The 21,956-nt window shown below is 65.3% G+C and carries 16 protein-coding genes; 12 read left to right on the forward strand and 4 right to left on the reverse strand.

From position 1 onward, the window contains the following. Nucleotide 1 precedes the first annotated feature (1 nt). The 3 genes from F3H10_RS04250 to F3H10_RS04260 are packed head-to-tail and all read left to right on the forward strand — an operon-like array spanning nt 2 to nt 3,198. Nucleotides 2-946: an ABC transporter permease gene (locus tag F3H10_RS04250; RefSeq protein WP_149783595.1), complete on the forward strand. Its 945-nt coding sequence runs from the start codon at nt 2-4 to the stop codon at nt 944-946. A 1-nt stretch (nt 947) separates the two neighbouring features. After that, nucleotides 948-2,033, forward strand: a complete 1,086-nt coding sequence (locus tag F3H10_RS04255) for an ABC transporter ATP-binding protein (protein ID WP_149783596.1) — start codon at nt 948-950, stop codon at nt 2,031-2,033. Continuing rightward, a complete protein-coding gene (locus F3H10_RS04260; RefSeq protein ID WP_149783597.1) occupies nt 2,026-3,198 on the forward strand; it encodes an ABC transporter ATP-binding protein in 1,173 nt (390 codons plus the stop codon). Before F3H10_RS04255 ends, F3H10_RS04260 begins: the two co-directional genes overlap by 8 nt. A gap of 98 nt (nt 3,199-3,296) precedes the next feature. Here the strand turns inward: F3H10_RS04260 and F3H10_RS04265 are convergent, their stop codons facing one another. After that, nucleotides 3,297-4,832, reverse strand: a complete 1,536-nt coding sequence (locus tag F3H10_RS04265) for a M81 family metallopeptidase (RefSeq protein WP_149783598.1) — start codon at nt 4,830-4,832, stop codon at nt 3,297-3,299. Between the two features lie 168 nt (nt 4,833-5,000). On the opposite strand from F3H10_RS04265, the gene F3H10_RS04270 reads away from it, so the two are divergent. Next, on the forward strand, nt 5,001-6,596 hold the full coding sequence (locus F3H10_RS04270) for an N-acyl-D-amino-acid deacylase family protein (RefSeq protein WP_149783599.1): 1,596 nt from the start codon (nt 5,001-5,003) through the stop codon (nt 6,594-6,596). Nucleotides 6,597-6,620: 24 nt separating this feature from the next. Here the strand turns inward: F3H10_RS04270 and F3H10_RS04275 are convergent, their stop codons facing one another. Further along, on the reverse strand, nt 6,621-7,760 hold the full coding sequence (locus tag F3H10_RS04275) for an alanine racemase (RefSeq protein WP_149783600.1): 1,140 nt from the start codon (nt 7,758-7,760) through the stop codon (nt 6,621-6,623). Nucleotides 7,761-7,962: 202 nt separating this feature from the next. Beyond that, complete coding sequence (locus F3H10_RS04280) at nt 7,963-8,847, reverse strand: IS1595 family transposase (RefSeq protein ID WP_149783601.1); 885 nt, start codon at nt 8,845-8,847, stop codon at nt 7,963-7,965. A gap of 483 nt (nt 8,848-9,330) precedes the next feature. Between F3H10_RS04280 and F3H10_RS04285 the strand changes: the two genes are divergently transcribed. Together F3H10_RS04285 and thrC are read left to right on the forward strand one after the other, a co-directional pair. Then, a complete protein-coding gene (locus F3H10_RS04285; RefSeq protein WP_149783670.1) occupies nt 9,331-10,056 on the forward strand; it encodes a helix-turn-helix domain-containing protein in 726 nt (241 codons plus the stop codon). A gap of 69 nt (nt 10,057-10,125) precedes the next feature. Then, a complete protein-coding gene (gene thrC, locus F3H10_RS04290) occupies nt 10,126-11,355 on the forward strand; it encodes a threonine synthase (protein ID WP_149783602.1) in 1,230 nt (409 codons plus the stop codon). Nucleotides 11,356-11,373: 18 nt separating this feature from the next. Here the strand turns inward: thrC and F3H10_RS04295 are convergent, their stop codons facing one another. After that, a complete protein-coding gene (locus tag F3H10_RS04295; RefSeq protein ID WP_149783603.1) occupies nt 11,374-12,993 on the reverse strand; it encodes an N-acyl-D-amino-acid deacylase family protein in 1,620 nt (539 codons plus the stop codon). An 89-nt stretch (nt 12,994-13,082) separates the two neighbouring features. On the opposite strand from F3H10_RS04295, the gene F3H10_RS04300 reads away from it, so the two are divergent. The 6 genes from F3H10_RS04300 (at nt 13,083) to F3H10_RS04325 (ending at nt 21,507) form a co-directional block, all read left to right on the forward strand. Next, the gene (locus F3H10_RS04300) at nt 13,083-14,327 is read left to right on the forward strand and encodes a Zn-dependent hydrolase (protein ID WP_149783604.1); all 1,245 of its coding nucleotides are present in this window, start codon (nt 13,083-13,085) and stop codon (nt 14,325-14,327) included. A 10-nt stretch (nt 14,328-14,337) separates the two neighbouring features. Next, the gene (locus F3H10_RS04305) at nt 14,338-15,354 is read left to right on the forward strand and encodes a threonine ammonia-lyase (protein ID WP_149783605.1); all 1,017 of its coding nucleotides are present in this window, start codon (nt 14,338-14,340) and stop codon (nt 15,352-15,354) included. A 91-nt stretch (nt 15,355-15,445) separates the two neighbouring features. After that, complete coding sequence (locus F3H10_RS04310) at nt 15,446-17,041, forward strand: N-acyl-D-amino-acid deacylase family protein (protein WP_149783606.1); 1,596 nt, start codon at nt 15,446-15,448, stop codon at nt 17,039-17,041. 85 nt (nt 17,042-17,126) lie between these two features. Continuing rightward, the gene (locus F3H10_RS04315; protein WP_149783607.1) at nt 17,127-18,518 is read left to right on the forward strand and encodes a signal recognition particle protein Srp54; all 1,392 of its coding nucleotides are present in this window, start codon (nt 17,127-17,129) and stop codon (nt 18,516-18,518) included. A gap of 375 nt (nt 18,519-18,893) precedes the next feature. Further along, nucleotides 18,894-20,117 carry an MFS transporter gene (locus F3H10_RS04320; RefSeq protein ID WP_149783608.1) on the forward strand — a complete coding sequence of 408 codons (1,224 nt, stop codon included), beginning with the start codon at nt 18,894-18,896 and terminating at the stop codon, nt 20,115-20,117. Between the two features lie 178 nt (nt 20,118-20,295). Further along, the gene (locus F3H10_RS04325) at nt 20,296-21,507 is read left to right on the forward strand and encodes a CaiB/BaiF CoA transferase family protein (RefSeq protein ID WP_149783609.1); all 1,212 of its coding nucleotides are present in this window, start codon (nt 20,296-20,298) and stop codon (nt 21,505-21,507) included. Nucleotides 21,508-21,956 lie beyond the last annotated feature (449 nt).

Raw genomic sequence — 21,956 nt, forward strand, 5'->3', positions numbered from 1 at the left:
CATGAGTGAAGAAACGGAGTCGAGTGGAAGAACCGTGTCTGAACCCACAACGAAACAAGGATGGCGTCGGTTCCTTCAGAACCTCAAGCGATCGAGCCGCGAACAGGCGCAGCTGTTCGTCCAATCACGAATGGCGGTGGCAGGATTACTGATCGTTCTCTTCTATCTCGTGCTTGCGGTGATCTCGCCGTACATCATTCCATACGGGCCATACGAGCGGATCTACATGCTCGATGGCTCGTGGGCGTCACTCCAACCGCCGACGCTCGCACATCCGCTCGGGACGACGGACTCGGGATACGACGTGCTCTCTCAACTGCTTTTGGGATCGCGCATCGCGATGTTCGTCGGCATATTGGGGGCGTTCATGGTGGCCGTCATCGGCACGACAGTCGGCATCGTCGCCGGCTATTACGGCGGCTGGATCGACGAGGTCGTGATGCGCCTCGTGGACATCCTCTACGGGCTTCCGTTCATCCCGTTTGTCATCGTGCTGGCGACGGTGTTCGGCGCGAGCGTCTGGAACATTATCTTCGGCGTCGCCCTGTTGTACTGGCTTTCGACCGCCCGGGTGATCCGATCGGAGGTGTTGACCGTCCGGGAACGTCCATACGTCGAGGCTGCCGAGGCTGCCGGTGCCTCCGACTTCCGCATCATGACAGTCCACATCCTTCCGAACGTCATCCCGCTGTCGGCGCTGTACGCCGCCATCGCGGTGGGGTACTCCATCGTCGCGCAGGCGAGCGTGGCGTTCCTCGGGTTCGGCGACCCGGCGGTCCCCTCGTGGGGCGTGATGCTCCAGCGGGCGTTCGTGACCCAATCGTTCGGACAAGCCTGGTGGTGGACGATCCCGCCGGGGCTTTCGATCACGCTGGTCGTAATGGGCGCGTACCTCGTCGGTCGTGGATACGAGGAAGTCGTCAACCCACAGCTACAGGAGAAATAAGATGAAACAAGCAACAGCGACCTTCGACTTCGACGACGACGCACCGTTACTGGCCGTCGAGGATGCCGTCGTGACCTACTCGACGAGCGAGGGAGACCTCACCGCGGTCGACGAGATCAGCTTCTCGGTCGACGAGAACGAGATCTTCGGGCTGGTCGGGGAATCCGGCTGTGGAAAGAGCACGGTCGCACAGGCGATACTAAGCCTACTTCCAAGCAACGGCCGCGTTTCCTCCGGCTCCGTCCGGTTCCGCGGGGTCGAACTGACCGAGCTGTCGAAACGTGAGCTCGACGCGCTCCGCTGGGAGCACTTCTCGCTCATCAGTCAGGGGGCGATGAATGCGCTCAATCCGGTTCACCGGATATCCAACCAGATCGTCGAGGCGATCCAGGCCCATCGGGACGTCTCCACCGACGAGGCTCGCGAGCGGGTGGCGGAGCTGTTCGAGGTGGTGGGGCTCGACCCGGATCGCATGGACGACTACCCGCACCAGTTCTCCGGCGGGATGAAACAGCGGGCGTACATCGCGATGTCGCTCGCGCTCGATCCCGACCTCATCATCGCCGACGAGCCGACCACGGCGCTCGACGTCATCGTTCAAGACCAGATCCTCAAGCGACTGAAGGAGCTGCGCGACGAGCTCGGGATCTCCGTCATCATCATCTCCCACGACATCAGCGTCATCGCGGAGACCTGTAACCGCCTCGGCGTGATGTACTCGGGGAAGCTGATGGAGTACGGCAACCTCAAGGAGATCTTCGCCAACCCGTACAACCCGTACACGCTGGGATTACAGAACGCCTTCCCCACGCTTCGCGGCGACCAGTCGGACCTCATCAGCATCCCGGGAAGCCCACCGGACATCGCGGACCTACCCGACGGCTGTCGGTTCATGGACCGGTGTCCCTTCGCCACCAGCGAGTGCGGGACCGATCACCCGCCGCTGGAGGCGGTCGGCGAGGACCACGCGTCGGCGTGTTATCATCACGATTCGATCGAACGGATGCGCGAGGACTCGAAGAACCGGGAGACGTGGAACCGAACGGGAGCTGACGCCGCCACCTCCGGAGGTGTCGGGGATGACTGAGGAGGCGTCCACTGCTGACGGTGACGACCCCGAGTACATCATGGAGTGTGAGGGATTGAAGAAGTACTTCAATACCCAACAGGGACTCCTCGGCGGGCTGTTCGGCGGGCAGGACCAGGTCCGTGCCGTCGACGGGATCGATCTCCAGATCCAGAAGGGAGAGATCGTCGGTCTCGCGGGTGAATCTGGCTGTGGAAAGACGACGGCCGGCAAGACGCTCATCCGTCTGCTCGACTCGACGGAGGGCACCATCCGGTTCCGCGGCCGCGACGTGACGGACATCACCGGATCGGAGCTTCAGCAATTCCGTCGGGACGTTCAGATCATCTTCCAGGACCCCTTCGAGAGCCTGAACCCGCGGATGACCGTGTATGACGCGGTGGTCGAACCACTGAAGATCCACGGGATCGACGGAGAGGAACGGTACGAGCGGGTCGTTGAGGCGCTCGAACGGGCGGAGCTCACGCCGCCGGAGACGTGGTTCGAGAGCTACCCCCATCAGCTCTCCGGCGGCGAGCGCCAGCGGGTCGCCATCGCTCGCGCGCTCGTGCTCGAACCGGACTTCCTGTTGGCCGACGAGCCGGTGTCGATGCTCGACGTCTCGATCCGTGCCGGCGTCCTCGGTCTGCTCCAGCGGCTGAACGAGGAGCTCGATCTGACGATCCTCTTCATCAGCCACGACCTCTCGTTGCTCCGACAGGTGTGTGACCGGATCGGGATCATGTACTTGGGGCGGATAATCGAATCCGGAGAAACGGAGCGGATAATTAGTAATCCGATTCATCCTTACTCGAAGGCACTGATCGGGGCCGCCCCCGAACCCGATCCGTTCCGCGAGCGCGAGCACGTCGAGATCCAAGGGTCGATCCCCGACCCGATCAACCTGCCGAACGGTTGTCGGTTCAAGGATCGGTGTCCGGAGCGGGAGGCGATCTGTGACCACGTCGACCCCGGTCTCCGACCGATCGAGGTGGAGGGCGAGCCCGGCTCGAAGCGCGAGGTCGCCTGTCACGCCTACTACGAGGACGACGACGCCGCGGCCTACGAGTCGGAACTCCGATCGATGGACCTGGTTCCGGAAGACGTAAAAGAGGAGCCGCACCGAGCGATCCCTCTCGAGGAAACGCAGGACGCCGATCCCGAGTCGGACATCACGGCCTACTGAGCGCGCCGACCGGGGACCGCCCCATAATCCTCCTTCGACCACGGATCCGCTCGAATCGTCAACGTCGGTTCGTTGGATCTGATTGCCGGCGAGTCACTTCATTCCCAGTCCGGATAGGCCTCGTCGTCCATCTCGTCGAGCGGGAACTGTGGCCGGCGGATCCGGTCGAACTCGTACTTCCGCGGGTCCATCGGGACCTGTCCGATGCTGTTGATCGGGATGACCTCGCTCGACATCGGCTCGTAATCCGCCCGGAAGTGGTTGGTGCTCTTGACGGTCAACACGTCGAGTCGCTCGGGTTGGATCCCCACGTGTCGCCAGATCTCGGCGTCCAACGGCTGCATGCGATTCTCGGTGACGATCACGGAGACGCCGTCGTCGCGGCCGCACTGGAGGTGGATCCCCGTACCGAGGTGGTTCTCGCTCCCGGTACCCATCGGTCCGGTGTTGCGGAACTCCCCGTCGGTGATCGCCTTCACGTAGCCGTCGAGGTCCGCGATCGGGTCGCCGTGTTTGTCGTCGGTCTTCCCCCCGAGATCGACGGTCACCCGTTCTCCGACGCCCGCCTCGACGCAGGCGTCGACCACTTCCGGATCGCGAATGATGGCGAATCCGGCGTTCGTCAGCCCCTGATCGATCATCTCCCGGAGAACGGTGGTCCCGTCGGCGGCCCCGCCGCCGCCGGGATTGTCGCCGACGTCGGCCATCACGATCGGCCCGGCGTCCTCATCGAGCCCGTCGAGGAGCCGCCGCGCCTCCGCGACCGCCTCTGCGGGTTCGGGATAATCCCCGATGAAGTCCTCCCGACGCTCCCAGACGTGTGTGGCCAGCTCGCGGGAGATCTCTCGGGCGAGATCGGGGTCGTCGTCGGTCACGACGGGGAGCGAGAACCCCATCGACGGGACGTCCGCCTGATGGAACCCGGGGAACACGTTCACCTTCACCACCCCGTCGCGTTCCTCGTACTCCCGCGCGAGCTCCATCACCTCGGCCATCGGCCCCTCACGCGTGTTCTGTTTGGGACCGAAGGGGAGGACCGGCGGGCGTTCGATGGCCATCGTCGGATCGATCTCGCCACGCATCGTTCGGGTGAGGTATCGCATCGCCCGGCGGCCGGTGTCGCCCATGTCCGTGTGCGGATACTCCTCGTAGGCGACCAGAACGTCCGCCTCCTCCACGAGCTGGTCGGTGTTGTTGCCGTGGAGGTCGAGGGTCACGGCGATCGGGACGTCGGGGCCGACCCGTTCGCGGACCGCGGCCACCAGCGGCCCCTCGCCGTCGTCCATCTCCTCCGGAACCATCGCCCCGTGGAGACAGAGACAGATCCCGTCCAGTTCGTCGGCGTGTTCCTCGACGCCGTCCAGGATCTGCCCGGTGTAGAAGTCGTAGGCGTCCGACGCGACGACGCCGCTGGGCGTCGCCGACGCGGACACGGTGTACCGGAGATCGACTCCTTCCTTCTCCGCGACCTCCATTGCGCCCCCCTCACAGGTGTTGGTTCCTCCCATCCGTTCGGGGATCTCTTCCCCGAAGTACTCCCGGCGCTCCTGGAACAACGACCGACCGGTTCTCCCGCTCGCGAACGTGTTCGTCTCGTGAGCGAAACCACCGAGCAAAACTGTCTCGTTTGACATGTCCCTTCCTCCCGACTACTCCCGATTAAAGCCGGGACCTATCATGGTCAGGGGTGTGCCATCGATGCCGGACCGGCCGACACCCGTGGATGTGAGGTAGTGGTGTTAGGTGTCCTACTCTCCGTGCGTCCGTATGGCCATGCCTGTTCGAACCGGGAGGGTAGATCGATGACGAACGACGTACTTCTCGAGAACGCTCGGGTCGTCGACGGGACGGGCGCACCGTGGTTCCGCGGTGCCGTGGCCGTCGAGGACGGCCTGATAACGGACGTGATCCGTGGAGACGTCGACGTCGCGGCGAACCAGTCCATCGACTTGGAGGGAAAGGCGGTGTGTCCGGGGTTCATCGACACGCACTCGCATTCGGACTTGGAGCTGTTCGAGGACCCGACGCTCGCGCCCAAACTCAGACAGGGGATCACCACCGAGATACTGGGTCAGGATGGATTCTCGATGGCTCCGATGTACCGCGACGGCGGTGCCGACCTGTGGGCACGGCACCTCTCTGGACTCGCCGGCGACGTCGACGTCGAGTGGACCTGGGGAAGCGTCGCCGACTACCTCGACGCCGTCGAAGAGAACGGCATCGCGCCCAACGTGGCCACGCTCGTGGGGCACGGAACCGTTCGGTTCGACGTGCTCGAGATGGCTGACCGCGCCCCCACCGACGACGAACTCGAGGAGATGGCGTCGCTCGTCGCTGATGCGCTCGAGGACGGGGCTATCGGCTTCTCGACCGGTCTCGTGTACTCGCCACAGGTGAACGCATCGACGGAGGAGACGCAGCGTCTCGCCGCCGAACTCGAGCCGTACGGGCGGCCGTTCGTCGCACACATCCGGAGCGAGGGACGGTGGATCTGGGAGGCGCTCGACGAGTTCGTCGACATTGGTGCCGACGAGAACGTTCCGCTTCACCTCTCACACTTCAAGGTCTCTGGCACCGAACAACAGGGAAAGGCCGAGCGGGCGACGGAACTCGTCGAGACTGCCCGTGAACGGGGCGTCGATATCACGGCCGAGCAGTACCCCTACACGGCCGGAAACACCCTCCTTTCTGCGGTTCTCCCGCCGTGGGTTCACGCGGAAGGACCCGACCACGTACTCGAGGTCCTTCGAGACGAGACGGCCAGAGAACGGATCCGCCGCGACATCGAGGAGTGGCGAATCGACAGCTGGGAGAACCAAGGCGCTCGCTCCGGGTGGGAGAATATCGTCGTCCGCAATCTCGACACCGAGGCATGGCGTGAGTACGAGGGCGAGTCCGTCGCCGACATCGCCTCGGACCGTGATCAGAATCCCGTCTTCACCGTCTGTGATATCCTCCTCGACGAGGAACTGTCACCGGCCATGATCCTCCACACGGTCACCGAGCCCGACGTGCGCGACATCATGGCGAACGAACGGGTCGGCATCGCCACCGACGGGCTGTTCGGCGCGTATCCACATCCCCGAACATACGGGACCTATCCCCGCGTTCTGGGAACGTACGTCCGTGAGGAGAACCACCTCTCCTTGGAAGAGGCCGTCAGGAAGATGACGTCACTGCCAGCGCGTGCGATGGGGCTCGACCGGAAGGGTGTTCTCCGGCCGGGAATGGATGCCGACCTGGTCGTGTTCGATCCGGTCACCGTGGAGAATCGGGCGACGTTCGAGAACCCGCGACGGTTCCCGGCCGGGATTCCTCACGTCATGGTCGACGGCACCTTCGTCGTCCGGGACGGCGAGGTGACCGACGCACGACCGGGGACTACGATCAGGAAATAACTGGGTTCGTCGTCGACGGTTACATTATTTCACTTTTCCACGTGCTTGAACGGGCCAGAATTCCTCGACACGGCCGTCACGCACGCCGATGATCATGTCGTGGAGATTGACAGTCGTACAGACGTGGGGAACAATGAACTCGATTCGATCCCCAACCGCGAGTGACCCATCGACGTCGGCGGTGTCGAGCCAGCCGTGCTCCTCGGACGCGTTCACGTATTCGATGTCGTCACGGTATCTGGGCACGGGCAGTTGCGACGTGTCCATCGAGAGCGTTTTGCTCCCGGCGTCGACGACCGCACGGTCCTCGCTAGGGGTGGATATCACGCTCGAGACGACGGTCGCCGCGCAGTCGGTCCGATCGACTTCGAACGGTCGATGTTCGAGTTCACCCACGTCCATAAACGGATACATTCCCGGATTGATCTCGGTGACGACCGGATGTCGTCCACTGTATCTCGAGGTGGCCGTCCCGCCCACTTTGACTTCCGGGACGGAGATACCCTCGGATTCCAGCAGGTCAACTGTCTCCTGTACACGATCCATTGCCTCCGCACAGTACGTCTCGTACTCCGCTTGCGTCTCAGCTTCGGATTTGACGTGGGCCTCGTAGGCGAGAAGCCCTTGGAAGTTCAGGTTCGGCTGCTCGCGCACGAACCGTGCCGTCTCCAGCGCAGGTTCGCCCGGTGCGACGCCCGTGCGGTGTAATCCGACGTCGACCTCCAGGATCACATCGATGTCCTCGCCCCGCTCCGCCGCGGCCTCCTGGAGCGGTTCGATGTTTCCTGGCCCGTCGACGGTCGTGGCGAATCGATCGAGTTTCTCGGACAACCATACGAGCCGCTCAAGTTTCCGTCGGCCGACGATCATATACGAGAGATAGACGTCGTCAATGCCGTTCCTCGCCATGACTTCGACCTCACTGAGGGTCTGACAGACGATCCCGCTGTCACCTCCATACTCGCTCTGTCGCTTGGCGAGTTCGGCGTTCTTGTGTGTCTTGACGTGCGAACGGAGTCGGACGTCGTTTGCCTCCGCGAACGAGACGTACTCCCGGACGTTCGCTTCCATCGTGTCGAGGTTGACCAACAGCGCCGGCGTCTCGATCTCGTCTTTCGGCGTCCCTAGAGCTGGTCGCGTCTCCGCGGTCGTCGGGATGGGCATGGGTGAAATACAAAAAACGACGACAAAAGTCTTGCCGCCGGCCTGGCGGCGTTTTCGTTGGAGATACCTTATAAAACAGGCATCCACGATATTTCTTCATCAGGAGGTGGTCGTCTGTATACTCTCAAAACGGTTGTCTACATCATTGGTTCAGATACACAGGATAATAGACAACGCTCTTGTGACGTAAATTGTTGGTGAGTCAGAGAACTTCTCGAATAATCTGTTTCAGTGCTTCTCGTCCTGGTTTGCGGAGGATTCGTCGCCGAAGTTGGAGCGGTCTGAGATACGCTGTCAGTTTGTCCTTTGAGACGCCTCGATGTGGCGAGAGCCACCGTCGCGCCAGCGACGCGTGGCTCTCGCACGTGTTCACGTGCGCGTCTCCATCAACGTACTCGCCGTCACCGTGAATAACTGCTTCTCGGTGGAAGTTCTCGTCATCGTCAAGCGGATCGTAGGCCCGAAATCCGTCCGTATAGACGGTCAGCGACTCCTTCTTGTGGTTGTCGAGAAGGAGTCGCACCGTCGCTTCGTCGGCGGATTTCGCCGGGACGACGTACCGCTGACCGGTGCCGCGATCAACGAGCGTGAACACCGGCGGTTTGTCCTCTTCATACGTTCCTCGTCCGCGTTTCGAGAGGGCACGCGAGCGCGACCGAGAGTCGCGCTCGCGGCCTTTCTTCCCGGCAGAGACGTAGAACTCGTCGATCTCAACCGGGCCAACGAGAGAGATGTCTGGCGCGTCGAGCGTTCTGGCGAACTGCTCGACGCGCCGGCGGAGCGAGCGATACGAAACGTCAATTTCAGCGTCTAGCTGGCGGATACTCGTGTTGAACCGGAGGAACGAGTAGAACGCGAACAACAGCTTGTCGAGGCCGATCTTCGCGTGCGCGAAGATCGTGCCGGTCTTGTCGTTGAACGTGCGGTCGCAATCCTTACAGAGATACCGTTGGTACTCTCGATAGCTGCCGTGTTTGATCACCGATTCAGACCGGCAGCGCGGGCAACAGAGCCCCTCGCGCCAGCGAACCTGCTCCAGCAGGTTCGCGGCGCTCGCCTCTGAGCTCAGCAATTCAAATGGGAACATTGCGTTCGGGTGACGCGTTCGCGTCACCCTTGCCCGCTACGCTTTCACAGCGACAGCTCTACCCGACCAACAATCTGCTTCGGAAGAGCGATAGACAAAAATTTTGAAATGGGAAACCATGCTGCTACTATTTCCATATAAAGATATATTTATCGTCAATTTCGATCGCTTTTTCAAATAGTATGGGATAATGGAGCTTTATGTGGGATACACTGTTATATATCCAACGCTCTTGTGGCGTAGGTTGTTGATACAGTTCTCCCGAAGAGAGTGAGGATAGAAAGTGACCGGTAAACCGCTCAGACAGCTGGTTCTCATCTAGGTTTTTCTATGGCAGAATCGTAAGACGGCACTACATCAACAATGTGCTACGCATGAGCGTATATCCAAATCCTTGCGATCTACTATTATTCTTGGTAGTATCCATATAATTTGGTTATGACTGCCGAAACATTTATAATTCTACATCTGGCGCCTGATGGCATGGGAGAAGCTCTCAATAGATCATCAACTACGATCCCTCGGACGTCGCAACTCGCGCTCCGCATCTGGCATCCGGACTGTTGGACGCTACAGACGACCGCGGCCGTCGACGCCGGACTCATCGCACACGGAGTCTACGAGTACGACGACATCGTGAGTGCGCGACTGACGGCTCATGCAGACACCACCGATCGGATCGACGACCTCGTAGCAGAGATCAAGGAATCGCCGCTGACCGAACGGGCCAAAGTAATCAACGAGTATTTCAATCCCGGATTACAGACGAATCCGGCCGGAAACGCCACACAGGAGCTCCTCGTCGAATACGAGCCGGAAAATAGCATCCACGACGCCTTCGTCTCGCGTGGCTTCGTTCCCGAGGAGGAGATCCGGATGAACGACGGCTTTGAGTACTGGACCGTCATCGTCCGTGCGTCCCGGAACATGATCCAGGAGCGGTTGGACGAGATCCGCCAGGAGATGGACGCCGAGATCCGGATCGAGGGAATGAAATCGGCACAGACGACTACCGCTCAGCGCCAACAAAACGATCAGTTGTCGGAACGACAGCGGGAGATCTTCGAGCTCGCACAGGAGGAGGGGTATTACATGTGGCCCCGCGAGACGTCCGCCACCGATCTTGCGGACGAGGTCGACATCTCGAAGACGACCTTCCTCGAACACCTCCGTAAGGCGGAGGCCAAAATTCTCGGCAAGATGGACTAGATCTAGCTACCGATCGGTGCCGTCCATGAGAGGCGGTGGATTCTCTTCGTTCCCGCCCGACCGCGGTGTATGGACCACGTCGAAACGTTGGAGTGTACCCTCTGTGGCGCGGAGTACGACCCCGACCAGGTGATCTACACGTGTCCGAACCACCCCGGCGTGAAGGGCATCCTCGACGTCACGTACGATTACGACGCCGTCGTCGACCGGTTCGACGAACCCCTCGACGGGGACATCCGCTCGCAGTGGAAGTACCGGGCGTTCCTCCCGGTCGCGGATGACTCGGAACCGGTGACGCTCGGTGAGGGCGGGACTCCCCTCCTCGAGACGCCCCGGCTCGGGACGGAACTCGGCGTCGACCTCCGCGTGAAGGACGACGGCCGCAACCCGACGGGCGTGTTGAAGGACCGGGCGACCTCGATCTCGGTGACGAAGGCGGGCGAGTTCGGGCGGGAGGTCGTCACCTGCGCCTCGACCGGGAACGCGGCGGCGTCGCTCGCCGGCTTCGCCGCCCGGGGCGGACTCGACTGTCGGCTCTTCGTCCCCGGCGACGCGCCGGAGGGGAAGTTGGCACAGCCGCTCGTCTACGGCGCGGACGTGCTCGGCGTGGAGGGGAGCTACGACGAGGCGTACGACCTCAGCATGGAGGTCACGGAGCGGTTCGGCTGGTACAACCGCAACGCCGCTGTCAACCCCTTCCAGGTTGAGGGGAAACGGACCGTCGGCCACGAACTGGCCGAACAGACACGCGGCGACGTTCCCGACTGGCTCGTCTTCTCGATGGGCGACGGCTGTACGATCGCCGGCGGTTGGAAGGGGTTCCGCGAGTTCCACGACCTCGGCTTCGTGGACGAGGCTCCGAGGATGCTCGGCGTTCAAGCCGAGGGCGCGAGCGCGATCCACGACACGTTCCACGACCACGACGACGTCGACGACGTCGCCGACACCGTCGCGGACAGCATCTCCGTCGGCCGGCCACGGAACACGGTGAAGGCGTGCTCGGCGCTCGAGGAGAGCGGCGGCGAGTCGGTCCTCGTGAGCGACGAGGAGATCCTCGCCGCCGAGTCGCTTCTGGGACGGACCGAGGGGATCTACGCCGAACCCGCGGGGGCCACCCCGGTCGCCGGCCTCCGGAAGGCGCGCGAGGCGGGGGTCGTCGAGGCGGGCGACTCCGTCGTCGTCGTCGTCACCGGAAACGGGCTGAAGGACACCGAGAGCGCGATGCGGGCCGGCGGCGAGGTCGACGCGATCTCCCCGGAGATCGACGACGTGGTCGACCGGTATCCCGACGAGGCGTGACCCGAACGGGGTCCCGAATCACCGGTCCGAGAGGTCCGGACGACGTGGGTCCTCCCACTCCTCGACGGAGCGGAGCACCCGTCCCGGACGGGTCCCAGTCGGCTCGCCGTCCTCGACGACGAACTCGCCGCCGACCACGACGTGTTCGATCCCGTCCGATAGCCGCATCGGGTCGTTGAACGTCGCGTTCGCCCGGACTCGATCCGGGTCGAAAACGACCAGGTCGGCGACGTATCCCTCGAACACGCGGCCACGGTCCGGGAGGCCGAGCACGTCGGCCGGGTGACCGGCCGCCTTGTACACCGCGTCCTCGAGTGGGAGCACCTCGCGGTCACGGACGTACCGCTCCAGCAGCCGAGGGTACGTTCCGACGGCCCGCGGGTGTGGCTTCCCGCCGAAGATCCCGTCGGTACAGATCGTCCCGCGGAGGTCGGACAAGAACCGGTCGATGTCCTCGTCGTCCATCACGAAGTCCGCCATGGTGACGTCGAGGTCCTCCTCGACGAGGAGGTCGCAGATCGCGTCGACCGGGTCCGCATCGTGTTCGGCCCCGATCCCCGCGACGGTCTCGCCCTCGGCTCGCCCGCTTCCCGTGTCGGTGATGAGCACGTTCTCCCACGACCCGGCGGCTTTCGCGAGGTTCTCCCAGTCGCCGTCACCGGATTCGATGTCGTGTCGGATCCGGTCGCGGGCGTCGGGATCGGTCAGTCGCTCGAGGATCTCGTCCGTCTCGCCCGTTCGCGCCCACGGCGGGAGGAGCGCCGTCAGCATCGTGCTCCCCGCCGTCCACGGATACTGGTCGAACGTCACCCGGACGCCGCGCTCGTTCGCGGCGTCGAAGACCTCGAGGATCTCCTCCGAGGCTCCCCAGTTGTCCTCGCCGGCGACCTTCAGGTGGGAGACGTGCGGCTGACAGCCGGCGGACTCACAGAGCTGGACGAACCTGTCGATGGACTCGACCACCGCGTCGCTCTCGTTCCAGACGTGCGAGACCATGAACGAGTCGCGGGTCGCCAGCCGTTCACCGAGCGCCTCGAGCTCCTCGTCGGTCCCGTACGAACTCGGCGGGTAGATCATTCCGGTCGAGAGCGCGAACGCGCCGTCGCCGATCGCGGTATCGAGCGCGTCCGAGACCCGTTCGAGCTCGGCGGGTTCGAGCGGTCGGTCCTCGAAGCCCGCGGCCAACGACCGCAGGTTCCCGTGTGGGGCGTAGTACGCGCAGTTCACCGCCGGTTCCGCCCGCTCGAGCGCGTCGAGGAATCCGTCCGTCGTCTGCCATCCCCACGATTCGTGGGTCCCGAGAAGCGTTTGGACGCGGCGAGCCCACTCCTCGCGTCTCCCCTCGGGGACGGGTGCGACGCTAACGCCGTCCTGTCCTAACACCTCCAGTGTCACTCCCTGCGTCACCTTCTCGACCGTCTCGGGCCGATCCAACAGGCGAAGCTCGGAGTGTGCGTGCATGTCGACGAAGCCGGGAGCGAGCGCGGCCCCGTCGACGTCGATCACGCGCTCGGCTCCGATCGGGTCGGCGGATACCTCGTCGATCCGTCCGTCGACGAGTCGAACGTTCGCCTCGATCGCCGGGGCGCCCGACCCGTCGTATACGGTCGCTCCGCTGAACTCGACGTCCTCGGTCATGGACGGGAAAACCCGCCCGCCACGCTAAATCGTACCCCCACACATGGGAGGCGGAGGAGTGAAAGCCGGGACGGCCGTTCCATCGAAACATGCCACGAACGATATCGGGCGAACGGTTCAGAGAGCGGTTCGACCGCTTCAACGAGATCGGGGCGACGGAGCGGGACGGCGTGAACAGGCCGACGCTCTCCGACGAGAACGCGCGAGCACGGGACACGCTGGTCGAGTGGTTCGAGGAGGCCGGCCTCGATGTCCGTGTCGACGAGATGGGGAACCTCTTCGGACGGCGCGAAGGGAGAAACGACGACCTCCCACCGGTGATGGTCGGCTCGCACGTCGACAGCCAGTACAACGGCGGCCGGTACGACGGCGTCATCGGCGTGCTCGGCGGCCTCGAGATCGTCGAGACGCTGAACGACGCCGGCATCGAGACGGAACGGCCCATCGAGGTGGTCTCCTGGACCAACGAGGAGGGTGTCCGGTTCCAGCCGGACATGCTGGGAAGTGGGGTGTTCGCGGGGAAGTTCGACCTCGAGTTCGCGTACTCTCTCGAGGACAAGGAGGGGAACACCTTCGGCGAGGAGCTGGAGCGGATCGGCTACCGCGGCGAGGAGCCATGTGAACCTCGCGACCTCCACTGTTATCTCGAGCTCCACGTCGAACAGGGACCGAAACTCGAGGACCGCGACCTGGCCGTCGGCGTCGTCGAGGGCGTCTACGGCTTCGTCTGGTTTGACGCCGCGTTCACGGGCAGCGCGGACCACGCCGGCCCGACGCCGATGCACCTACGGAACGACGCGCTGGTCGCGACCGGCGACGTGATCGAGTCGGTCCGGCGCATCGCCGGGACGGGCGGCGACGACCTCGTGGGGACGGTCGGATCGCTCGACATCGACCCCAACTCGATCAACGTTATCCCGGAACGCGTGGAGTTCACCGTTGACTTCCGCTCGTACGACGACGCGGTCGTCGACCGGGCGGCCGACCGGGTTCGCGAGGAGATCGACCACGCCGCCTCGCGCGAGGGGATCGAGGCCGAACGCGAGGTGATCATGCGGATCGAGTCCCAGTCGTTCGACGACGACGTGGTCGAGGCGGTCGCCGACGCGGCCGACGCGCTCGACGCCGACGCCACCCGGCTCGTCAGCGGGGCGGGCCACGACGCGAGCTACCTCAACCGCGTCTGTCCGACCGGGATGGTGTTCGTCCCCAGCGTCGGCGGCGTCAGCCACACCGAGGACGAGTTTACCGAATGGGACGACGTCGTCACGGGCGTGAACGTCCTCCTGAACGCGGCGGTCGGGAAGGCGAACGAACGACCCGCGGAGGCGTGAGACGGGACAAATGACCCGATACGAACCGGTCGAGTCGCCCGATTCGACCACGACGTTCCCCTACCACGACCTCACGCCGCCCGAACCGGTCGACGTGTACGAGGCCCGCGAGGTCGTTCGACGGTACCTCCCGCGAACGCCGCTGGTGAAAAGCGAGATGCTCTCCGCGGAGACCGGCGCGAACGTCTACCTCAAACGCGAGGACACCCTTCCGACCGGGGCGTTCAAGGTGCGTGGCGGCGTCACGCTCGGCCACCGACTCTCCGAGGAGTTCCGCGAGGCCGGGCTCATCGCCGCGTCGACGGGGAACCACGGCCAGTCCGTCGCCTACGCCGGCAGGGAGTTCGACGTTCCGGTGACCGTCGCCGTCCCCGCGGACCCGAACCCGGAGAAGGTGGCCGCGATGGAGCGGTTCGGTGCCGAGGTGGTCGCGATCGGGGCCGATTACGACGAGGCGCGGGAGTGGGCCGAGGGCCGGGCGGCGTCGGAGGGGCTCCGCTACGTCCACTCGGCGAACGAGCCCGACCTCGTCGCCGGCGTCGCCACGGCCGGATTGGAGGTGCTCGAGACGCTGCCTGCCGTCGACCGGGTCGTGTGTCCGGTCGGCGGCGGGAGCGGCGCAGCGGGCTACTGTCTCACGGTTGGTGCGATCGGCGGCGCCGACATCGTCGGCGTCCAGTCGGTGGCTGCCGATGCGACGTACCGGGCGTACCACGAGGGCCACCTCGATCCAGTGGACTCGGCGATGACCGAGGCTGAGGGGATCTCCTCGCGCGCCCCATTCGCGCTCACCGTTGAGGTCCTCCGCGACCGGCTGGACGACATGATCACCGTCCCGGAGGAGTCGATCTGGGAGGGCGTCGCGGACCTGTTGACGGACGAACGGATCGTCGCCGAGGGTGCCTCCGCGGCAGCGATCGCCGCGGTGCGATCGATGGACGACGTCGCCGGCGAGAACGTCGTCGTCCCGATCACCGGCCGAAACCTCTCGACTGAGAAGCTCCGGAACGCGCTCTCCCCGGCGTGAGGTGGACCGGGCCGATCGATCCGAGAACGATCGGTCCGACCCGAGGATGGACGGGGGCGGGTTTTTCTAGGACGGAACGGGACCACACCCCATGACGGATCTGCTCATCGAGAACGCTCGGATCGTCGACGGGACGGGCGCGCCGTGGTTCCGTGGTTCGGTGGCCGTCGAGAACGGCCGGATCGAGTCGATACACCGCGAGTCGTCCCCAGACGCCGATCCGGAAGCGATCGTCGACGCCGAGGGAAAGGTGGCGTGTCCGGGGTTCATCGACACGCACTCGCATTCGGATCTGGAGCTGTTCGAGGACCCGACGCTCGCACCCAAGATCAGACAGGGGATCACCACCGAGGTCCTCGGTCAGGACGGGTTCTCGATGGCGCCGATGTACCGCGACGGCGGTGCCGACCAGTGGGCGAAACAGCTCGGCGCGCTCGCCGGCCGGGCCGACGTCGAGTGGACCTGGGGAAGCGTCGCCGACTACCTCGACGCCGTCGAGGAAAACGGCGTCGCGCCCAACGTGGCGCTCCTCGTGGGACACGGGGCCGTTCGGTTCGACGTGCTCGGAATGGCCGACCGCGCCCCCACCGACGACGAACTCGAGGAGATGGGCGAGCTGGTCACCGAGGCGTTGGAGGACGGGGCGGTCGGCCTCTCGACGGGGCTGATCTACACGCCGTGTACCTACGCGGACACACACGAGATACGGGAGCTGGCCGCCCGTCTCGGGCCGTACGGGCGGCCGTTCGTCGCACACGTCCGAAGCGAGGGGCGGTGGATCTGGGAGGCGCTCGACGAGTTCGTCGATATCGGCGCCGACGAGAACGTCCCGCTCCACCTCTCACACTTCAAGGTCGCCGGCCCGATGCAACACGGGAAGGTCGACCGGGCGACGGCGCTCGTCGAGGCTGCCCGCGAGCGGGGCGTTGACCTCACGGCCGAGCAGTACCCCTACACGGCCGGCAGCACGATGCTCTCGGCCGTTCTCCCGCCGTGGGTTCACGCGGAGGGGCCGGACGGAACGCTCGAACTCCTGGCCGACGAGACGGCCAGAGAACGGATCCGCCGCGACGTCGAGGAGTGGCGCATCGACGGCTGGGAGAACATCGGCAAGCTCACCGGGTGGGAGAACGTCGTCATCGCGAACGTCGAGACGGCGGCGAACGAGCACGTCGAGGGGATGGACGTGGCCGCGATCGCCGCGGAGCGCGACGTCGAGCCGGTCGACGCGGTCTGCGACCTCCTCGTCGAGGAGGACCTCGCCGTCAGCATGACGATCCACATGCTCGAGGAGTCGGACGTGCAGGACATCCTCTCGTACGAGCGGGTCTGTGTCGGGTCCGACGGGCTGTTCGGCGGCAAACCGCATCCCCGCGTCTACGGCACGTACCCGCGGATCCTGGGACACTACGTCCGCGAGGAGAACCTCCTGACCGTCGAGGAGGCGGTGCGAAAGATGACGTCGCTGCCGGCGCGCGCTATGGGGCTCGACCGGAAGGGCGTCCTCCGGCCGGGAATGGACGCCGACCTGGTGGTGTTCGACCCGGTCACCGTGGAGAGCCGGGCGACCTTCGAGGCCCCGAGACGGCATCCGAGGGGGATCGACCACGTGCTCGTGAACGGCGAGTTCGTGGTTCGCGACGCCGAGACCACCGGCAACCTGGCCGGTCGAGCCGTCCGAAAGTAGTCGCCGGGGCGTCCGACGGAAGTCGTCCGGAGCCGCTTCCGCGACGAACAAAGCCTTTACCGCGTGGCCCGCCTACCTCCGGCAAATGGTGCTCGACGACCTCGGAACGTCCCTGCGGAGCAGCCTCGACAAGCTCCAGGGGAAGACGCGTCTCGACGAGGACGACGTCGAGGAGATCGTCAAGGAGATCCAGCGGTCGCTGCTCTCCGCCGACGTCGACGTCTCCCTCGTCATGGAGCTGTCGGACTCGATCGAGACGCGCGCGCTGGAGGAGGAGCCGCCCGGCGGCACGACCGCCCGCGACCACGTCCTCAAGATCGTCTACGAGGAGATGGTCGCCCTCGTCGGCGACTCCACCGCACTGCCGCTCGAACCGCAGACGATCCTTCTCGCGGGGCTTCAGGGCTCCGGGAAGACCACCTCCGCCGCCAAGATGGCGTGGTGGTTCTCGACGAAGGGGCTCCGCCCGGCGGTGATCCAGACGGACACCTTCCGGCCCGGCGCGTACGACCAGGCGGAACAGATGGCCGATCGGGCGGAGGTCGACTTCTACGGCGACCCCGACGCCGACGACCCCGTCGAGATCGCCCGCGAGGGGATGGAGGCGACCGCGGACGCCGACGTGCGCATCGTCGACACCGCGGGCCGACACGCGCTCGAGGACGACCTCATCGCCGAGATCGAGGAGATCGACGAGGCGGTCGACCCCGACCGGTCGCTGCTCGTGCTCGACGCCGCGATCGGTCAGGGGGCCAAGGAACAGGCCCGCCAGTTCGAGGAGTCGATCGGGATCGACGGCGTCGTTATCACCAAACTCGATGGGACCGCGAAGGGCGGCGGAGCGCTCACCGCCGTCAACGAGACGGGCTCGTCGATCGCCTTCCTCGGCTCCGGCGAGACGGTCCAGGACATCGAGCGGTTCGAGCCCTCCGGGTTCATCTCCCGGCTGCTCGGGATGGGCGACCTCAAGCAGCTCTCCGAGCGCGTCGAGCGCGCGATGCAGGAGGCGGGCGAGGAGGACGACGACTGGGACCCCGAGGACATGCTTCAGGGGGAGTTCACCCTGAAGGACATGAAGAGGCAGATGGACGCGATGAACCGGATGGGACCGCTCGACCAGGTGATGGACATGATCCCCGGGATGGGCGGCGGGATGATGGACCAACTGCCCGACGACGCGATGGACGTCACCCAGGACCGGATGCGCAAGTTCGAGCGGATCATGGACTCGATGACCGAGGAGGAGCTGGAAAACCCCCGCGTCGTCGGGCAGGAGCGCACCCGCCGGATCGCCCGCGGCTCGGGGACCGACGAGGAGACGGTCCAACAGCTGCTCGAGCAACACTCGATGATGGAACGAACCATCCAGCAGTTCCAGGGGATGGGCGAGGGCGACATGCAACGCATGATGAAGAAGATGGGCGGCGGCGGTGGCGGCCTCGGCGACATGATGGGCGGCGGCAAGGGACCGTTCTAGATACCCCGTCGAAGGCGATTCGGCGGTTCGTTTTTCGGCGGTTTCGAGGCCTTCGTGATCGGGTGAGCACTGCCAAATCCCAAACCCCTCGGCTACCTCCTCGAATCCCGCCCGCACGGCACCACCGGAAGACGATCGCCTCGCTCGGCTCGGCGCTGCGACTTCCGTACTCCCACTCGCTTCGCTCGCGGGACCGCACCTCACGCCTCCCCAGCCTCGTCAGTCGCCTCCGGCGACTGACTCCCTCGCGCGGTACGTTCGCGGCCCGGCGGGCCGCTCACGGCACGCGCCACCGTGGAACGATCGAGGAGCGCCTGCCGGCAGACTCCGGGCAGTTCAGGCCTTTTATAGTGGTGACCGGGCTACGGACTGGCGATGAACCTCCGGCGGATCGGCGACTACGACGTGCTGATCCTCGTCTCCCTCATCTGGTTCCTCGGGAAGTTCGTTCGCTACCTCTTTCCGCCGCTTTTCGGGCCGCTCCAGTCGACGTACGGCGTGAGCAACGCCACGATCGGGGCCGCCTTCTCCGGGTTCATGGTCGCGTACGCGCTGATGCAGTTCCCCAGCGGCGCGGTCGCCGACCGGATCGGCCCGGTCCGCGTGATCGTCGCCGGCGCGTCGGTCGCGGGGGTCGGCGCGCTCGCGCTCGTCGTCGACTCGCCGTTCGCGGCGCTCGTCGCCGCCATGGTCGTCATCGGCGTCGGAACGGGCGTCCACAAGACGGTCGCCGTGCGGCTGCTCGCCCGCGTCTACCCGGCCCGGACCGGGCGGATGCTCGGCGTTCACGACACGTTCGGCGCGCTGAGCGGGATCGCGGCCCCCGCGGTCGTCGTGGTCTTCCTCTCGCCGCCCGCGGCGCTCGCGCTCGCCCTCGACCGGTTGCCGGGGGCCGACTGGCGCGCGCTCTTCCTGCTCACGGGGATCGCCGCGCTCTCGCTCGCGATCGCCTTCGGCCTACGCATTCCCGGGCGACTGCCGACCGGCCCCGACGCCGGGGGCGGGAACGGCGCGGAGCCGGGGACGCGCGACTACCTCGGGCTGTTCCGGAACCCCCGGTTCTCGGCGTTCGTGCTGGCGACGATCGGGTTCTCGTTCGGGTACAACGGGCTCGTCGCGTTCCTCCCGCTGTACCTCTCGCGGGAGGTCGGGCTGGCGACGACGATGGGGAACCTCCTGTACTCGCTCCTGTTCGCCGTGACGTTCGTCCAACTCGTGACGGGCGACCTCTCCGATCGGGTCGGTCGCTTTCCGGTGATGGTGGCCACGCTCGGGCTGGCGGCCGTGGCGCTCGCGGCGCTGGTGGTCGTCCCCGGCGTCGGCGTGGGCTCCGCCGCGGTCGTCGTCGTCCTGCTCGGGCTCGGATCCCACGGGTTTCGCCCGGTCCGGAGCGCCTACCTGATGGAGATCCTCCCCGACTGGCTCGCCGGCGGCGGACTCGGCGTCGTCCGGACCCTGCTCATGGGCGCGGGGGCGTTGTCGCCGGCGGTCGTCGGGACCGTCGCCGACGCCGCCGGGTTCCGACCCGCGTTCGCGCTGCTCGCGGGGTCGATGGGGCTGGCGGCGGTCGTGGCCGCCGGGCTGTGGCTCACGGAGTGAGCGCGCTCGCCGGTAGTTTCAGGACGTGGTAGATCAATGTCCAGTCACCAATGTACACGGATCGGTCGGAAATCGGAAGCGACGGTCGGGGACGGACCGAAGCCGTTCGCGACGGGACATCGGCGGGTGACTCGACGCATGGCGCGAAGCGATTCGACCGCCGAGCGGGGGCCGGACGATGACCGATCGGGGCAAGATCCTGGAGGGGATCAAGGTCGTCGACCTCTCCACCTTCGTCACCGGCGGGTTCTGTTCGGCGATGCTCGCGAACCAGGGCGCGGAGGTCGTGAAGATCGAACAGCCCGGCTACGGCGACGCGGTCCGTCACTCCGGGCCGCCCTTTATCCAGGGCGAGTCGCCGTACTACTGGTCGCTGAACTACGGCAAGCGGAGCCTCGAGCTCGACTTAAAGAACGACCGGGCCAAGGAGGCGCTGTACGAGCTCGTCGAGGAGGCCGACGTGTTCATCCAGAACTTCCGGCCGGGGACGGCCGAGCGGCTCGACGTGGACCACGAGACGCTCGCCGAGTACAACGACGACCTGATCTACCTCGCCATCTCCGCGTTCGGACAGACCGGGCCGTGGCGCGAGCGGTCGGGGTACGACCTGCTCATCCAGGGGATGAGCGGGATCATGAGCGTCACCGGCGAGGAGGGCCGCCAGCCGGTGAAGGTGGGGTTGCCGATGACGGACCTCATCACGGCCATGTGGGCGGCGTTCGGCACGATGACGGCGCTGTATCGCCGGGAGCGGACCGGCGAGGGCGAGTACATCGATCTGGGCATGCTGGAGGCGGCGCTGCCGTGGCTCACCAAGCAGGCCGGGATGACCTTCGCCGGCGAGGAGACGCGGCGGATGGGAACGAAGGACCCGGTGCTCGCCCCGTACCAGACCTTCGAGACGAAGGACGGCTACATCAACGTCTGTATCCTCAACGAGAAGCTGTGGGGCGAGCTGTGCGAGGCGATCGACCGCCCGGACCTGCCCGAGGACGACCGCTTCGAGACCAACGCCGAACGGGTCGATCACCTCGACGAGCTGGAGGCGGAGATCGAGGCGACGCTGACCGAGCGGACGACCGACGAGTGGATCGAGACGATCGCCGAGGACGCGGGCGTCCCCGCCGGCCCGGTGTACGAGGTCGAGGAGGCGCTGAACAACCCCCAGATCGACGCCCGGGGGACGGTGACCGAGATCGAGCACCCGGAACTCGGCGAGGTCCCGGTGATCGAACATCCGTTGCGGTACGAGGGAGCGGAGAGCGGGTTCGACCGCGCGCCGCCGCTTTTGGGCGAGCACAACCGCGAGGTGTTCCGCGAACTCGGCTACTCAGACGCGGAGATCGACGCGCTGGCGGCCGAGGGGGTGTTCGGCGACGACGAGCCGTGAGACGACGAGCGCGGCGAACGACGTGGCGATCGAGACGGTGATTCGAGGCGGCGATCGACGGGGCGGCCCGACGCGGCTCGGGAGCGGGTCGGTGCGGTCGGTCGTCGTCGGTTTTCCAGCCGCGTTCGCGCTTTTGACCGAGAACCGAGCGGGGGTCCCCGTCTTCAGGCACGGCGAGGACATCGGGGGATCACGTACTCGATCCGGTATTTGTTCGGTTTGTTTCGATGTCTAATCGATGGAAGTGTTCGATCTGCCATGCCTTCCGGGACTCTCCGTGAGAAGTGACATATTTTGCTCGAACATCGGTGGGTTTATGTATATCTTGTCGCGACACTACACCGGACATGGTAGGGAGTAGCATATGTTACACGTAAACAGCCTAACTACCCGACCGGAAGCGGAGTACGGGCCGAGAGACGACCCGATGGACGGGGGTCATCGTCTCG

Origin of the sequence: Halorubrum aquaticum (assembly GCF_900113615.1) — an archaeon.
GTDB lineage: Archaea > Halobacteriota > Halobacteria > Halobacteriales > Haloferacaceae > Halorubrum > Halorubrum aquaticum.